This is a genomic window from Bradyrhizobium pachyrhizi, from assembly GCF_001189245.1.
GTDB lineage: Bacteria > Pseudomonadota > Alphaproteobacteria > Rhizobiales > Xanthobacteraceae > Bradyrhizobium > Bradyrhizobium pachyrhizi.
Window position 1 is genome coordinate 1 of record NZ_LFIQ01000075.1, and the last position, 3,328, is coordinate 3,328.

The following is a 3,328-nucleotide window of genomic DNA, read 5'->3' on the forward strand; positions in this document are numbered from 1 at the left end:
TGCACTTCGAATGTGAATCTACCTCCCGGCCTTCGCCGGGACGACAGTCGGCGGTGATGGCTCACGAATTGCCCTTTGGCAGATAGTCGTTGGTGTAGAATGCCTTCGGATTTGCCTTGGCCTTGGCGTCGAGGCCGCCATACTCGACCATCAAATTGACCGACTCGGTCATGTTCTGGTCGGTGACCTGGAACGGCCGCTTGGTCTTGGTCTCCGGCGTGCGATAGAGCGGGATCGTCAGTTCGAAGCCTTGCGTCAACGTGTCGATCTTGCCGCCCTTCGGGTTGGCGTCGAGGATCGACTGCGCAGCCGCCTTCGGGTCCTTCTCCGCGGCTTCCACCGCCTTTGTCGTCGCCGACATGAAGCGGCGGACCAGGTCCGCATTGGCCTTCACATAGTCGGAGTTCGCGATGATGCCCGACGACACCATGTTGATGCCGTAGTCGGCGAACTTGATCGGATAGACGTCCTTGCCGGTGGCGTCCTTGATCTTCATCGACTGGTCCATGACGTAGCCGAGCAGCAGGTCAGCCTGGCCGTTGATCACGGCGTTGAGCTTGGTCTGGCCGTCGCCGGCGACGGTGTTGAAATCGCTTTCCTTCAGGCCGGTCTTCTTCAGGAACAGCGGCCAGATCTGCGTCATCGAATCTGCCGGCGTGATCGCGACCGTCTTGCCCTTGATGTCCTCCGGCTTCCTGATGTTCTTCTCGGCAAGGCTCATCGCCGACATCGGGCTGGTCTGCAGCAGCACGCCGGTGGCGATCACGGGCGCGCCCTTCACCGCGGCACGCATCATCGTCGGCACGTCGACATAGCCGAAATCGGCGGTCTTGGCGGCCACCGCCTGCGTGGTCGCGGCCGAGCCGCGGCCTTCCTGGATCTCGAGGTCGATACCTTCGGCGGCATAGATGCCCTTGGCCTTGCCGTAATAGAACGGCGCATGCTCGCCATAGACGTACCAGTTCAGCATCAGCACGACCTTGTCGGCCGCGGATGCAGGGGCCACCGCAAGCGCGGTCCAGGCCAGCGCGGCGCCTGCGACCGCAATCAAACGCTTCATGGTTGTTCTCCCTTTATTGTCCGCGGTCCTTGCTTGGACCGCTTGTCCGTTTGCTGCGCTAGGAAGCGAAGATGATGTCGTCGCGCTGGCTGACGTGCCAGGGGATCACCAGCCGCTCGATGCGGTCGACGATCCAGAACAGGATGACGCCGAGCAGCGCGAGGATCACCAGCGCGGCGAACATCGTCGGCAGGTCGAAGGTGCCGATCGAGCGCTGCATCACATAGCCGATGCCGGAGTTGGAGCCGACGAACTCGCCGACGACGGCGCCGACCACAGCGAGCGTCACCGAGACTTTCAGGCCGGAAAAGATCGCGGGCATCGCGTGCGGCAGGTTGACCGCGCGGAACACCTGGAAGCGGCTGCCCTGCATCGCGCGCGCCAGATCGACCATATCAGGGTCGACCGACTTGAAGCCCTGCACCGCCGAGACCACCACGGGGAAGAAGCCGAGCAGGAACGCGGAGATTACCTTGGGGATGATGCCGAAGCCGAACCACACCACGAACAGCGGCGCGATCGCGATCTTCGGCACGGACTGGGAGAACACCAGCAGCGGATAGACGTAGCTCTCGACCGTCTTCGAACCCGCGATCAGCATCGCAATGGGAATGCCGAACAGCGCCGAGAGCAGGAAGCCGCAAATCGTTGCATAGGTTGTCGGCCAGGACTGCCGCAACAGCTCCGGCCAGTCGCTCCACAGCACCGCGACGACGTCGCCGGGCGAGGGAATTTGGTAGGCGGGAATATGGAACAGGCGGATCGCGAGGTCCCAGGCCGCCACGATGACAACCAAAAACAGGAACGGACGTACCCACGCCGCATTCAGCACCTTCGACAGGCCCGAAGGGCTCTTTGCCTCCGCCACGTCACGCTCCCTTTGCAGTCTCTCTGTTCGTTCAGAAATTAACCCGTTGGATAAATACTGTCCAGCCCCAAGCGCGCGGCAAAATCGCGCCGAAATACGCGACTTTCGTCAGGCGAGAATTTTTGTCGGATGAGACTTCGTAGCCCGGATTGCGCTTCGCTCCATCCGGGCTACGGGCATCAGTGATGAGCGCGAACGTGCGCCTCACACCACGCGGTGCTCGGCCGCGCGCAGCACCGGCATCGCGCCGCCGAACGCCGCCGTGGATTTGCCGGTCAGCGCCGCCAGCACCAGCGCGGTCATGTGCTCGAGGCGCTCGTCGCGGGCGTCCTTCTTCAAGAGGTCGCGACCGAAGATCACGCTCAGCGTAGCGCTGTTGGAGAGATAGAAGAACGCCAGCCCGGCGATCGAGATGTAAAGCTGCACCGGATCGACCGCGACGCGGAAATCGCCACTCTCGACCCCGCGCGTCACCACGGTGCGGATCATCTCGACAAAGGGCGAGTGCATCGACTTGACCTTGGTCGAACGCTTCAGGTGTTTCGCCTTAGCGAGGTTTTCGGTGTTCAGCAGTGCCAGGAACTCGGGGTTACGCAGAAAATAGTTCCACGTGAAGTCGATCAGACGCCCGATCGCCTCGGGCGGATCGAGATGCTCGAGATCAAGGGTGCGCTCCTCGGCGCGGATCTTCTCATAGGCGCCTTCCAGCACCTCGAGATAAAGATCCTCCTTGTTGCCGACGTGGTAGTACAGCATGCGCTTGTTGGCGCCGGCATTGGCCGCGATGCGATCGACCCGCGCCCCGGCGAGGCCATGGGCGGCGAATTCCTGCTTGGCCGCCTCGAGAATCCGCAGCCGCATCCCCTGGGGGTCGCGCTGCCATCTCTGAATTCGCTTTGCCTTGGCCAAATCGATCGCCCGTGATGCTGAATTGATGAATGTAGCATGACGAACGACGTTTGAGAACGAATGTTGTCGTGACGGCCATGCGGGAATATTTCTCGCAACCACCCTCCTCGTCATTCCCCGGTGCGCAATTGCGCACCTGAAGGCGTGCGCAGCACGAACCCGAAATCAATCGGACAACGTGTTCCGTGGGTGAATGGATTCCGGGTTCTCGCTTCGCGAGCCCCGGAATGACGAGAAATTCAAAGCCTGCAGTTGCCTACGACACCCGCCGCCGGGACGACGCGCGGATAAAGCGCAGCCTAGTCTGGCTTTCCTTGCGAAGGCTGCACCAGAAGCGTCAGCACGCCGCAGGTGCCGTTGCGCACCGTCATCACGCGCGTGCCGGGCTTGCGGCCGGTACGAACCTCGGAGACGTCGACACCAGCGGCGATCAGCCGCGCACGCGTGGCGTCGATGTCGGCGACGCGCCAGCAGATGCCGCGCAGCCGGTC

General features: G+C 62.4%; 4 protein-coding genes. All 4 read right to left on the reverse strand.

What is annotated here, in order from left to right:
* Positions 1 to 61: 61 nt before the first annotated feature.
* Positions 62 to 1,060, reverse strand: a complete 999-nt coding sequence (locus AKL29_RS15000) for an ABC transporter substrate-binding protein (RefSeq protein WP_050384735.1) — start codon at positions 1,058 to 1,060, stop codon at positions 62 to 64.
* A 58-nt stretch (positions 1,061 to 1,118) separates the two neighbouring features.
* Positions 1,119 to 1,928, reverse strand: coding sequence for an ABC transporter permease (locus AKL29_RS15005; RefSeq protein ID WP_028331854.1), 810 nt, complete (start codon positions 1,926 to 1,928; stop codon positions 1,119 to 1,121).
* Between the two features lie 204 nt (positions 1,929 to 2,132).
* Complete coding sequence (locus AKL29_RS15010) at positions 2,133 to 2,789, reverse strand: TetR/AcrR family transcriptional regulator (RefSeq protein WP_038377107.1); 657 nt, start codon at positions 2,787 to 2,789, stop codon at positions 2,133 to 2,135.
* A gap of 347 nt (positions 2,790 to 3,136) precedes the next feature.
* A partial coding sequence (locus AKL29_RS44860) for a VOC family protein (protein WP_430648878.1) occupies positions 3,137 to 3,328 on the reverse strand: 192 nt, incomplete at its 5' end.

Excerpts from the sequence above, each read along its gene's own strand:
- AKL29_RS15000 (WP_050384735.1), bottom strand. The coding sequence starts at position 1,060 with ATGAAGCGTTTGATTGCGGTCGCAGGCGCCGCGCTGGCCTGGACCGCG.
- AKL29_RS15010 (WP_038377107.1), bottom strand. The coding sequence starts at position 2,789 with ATGCGGCTGCGGATTCTCGAGGCGGCCAAGCAGGAATTCGCCGCCCAT.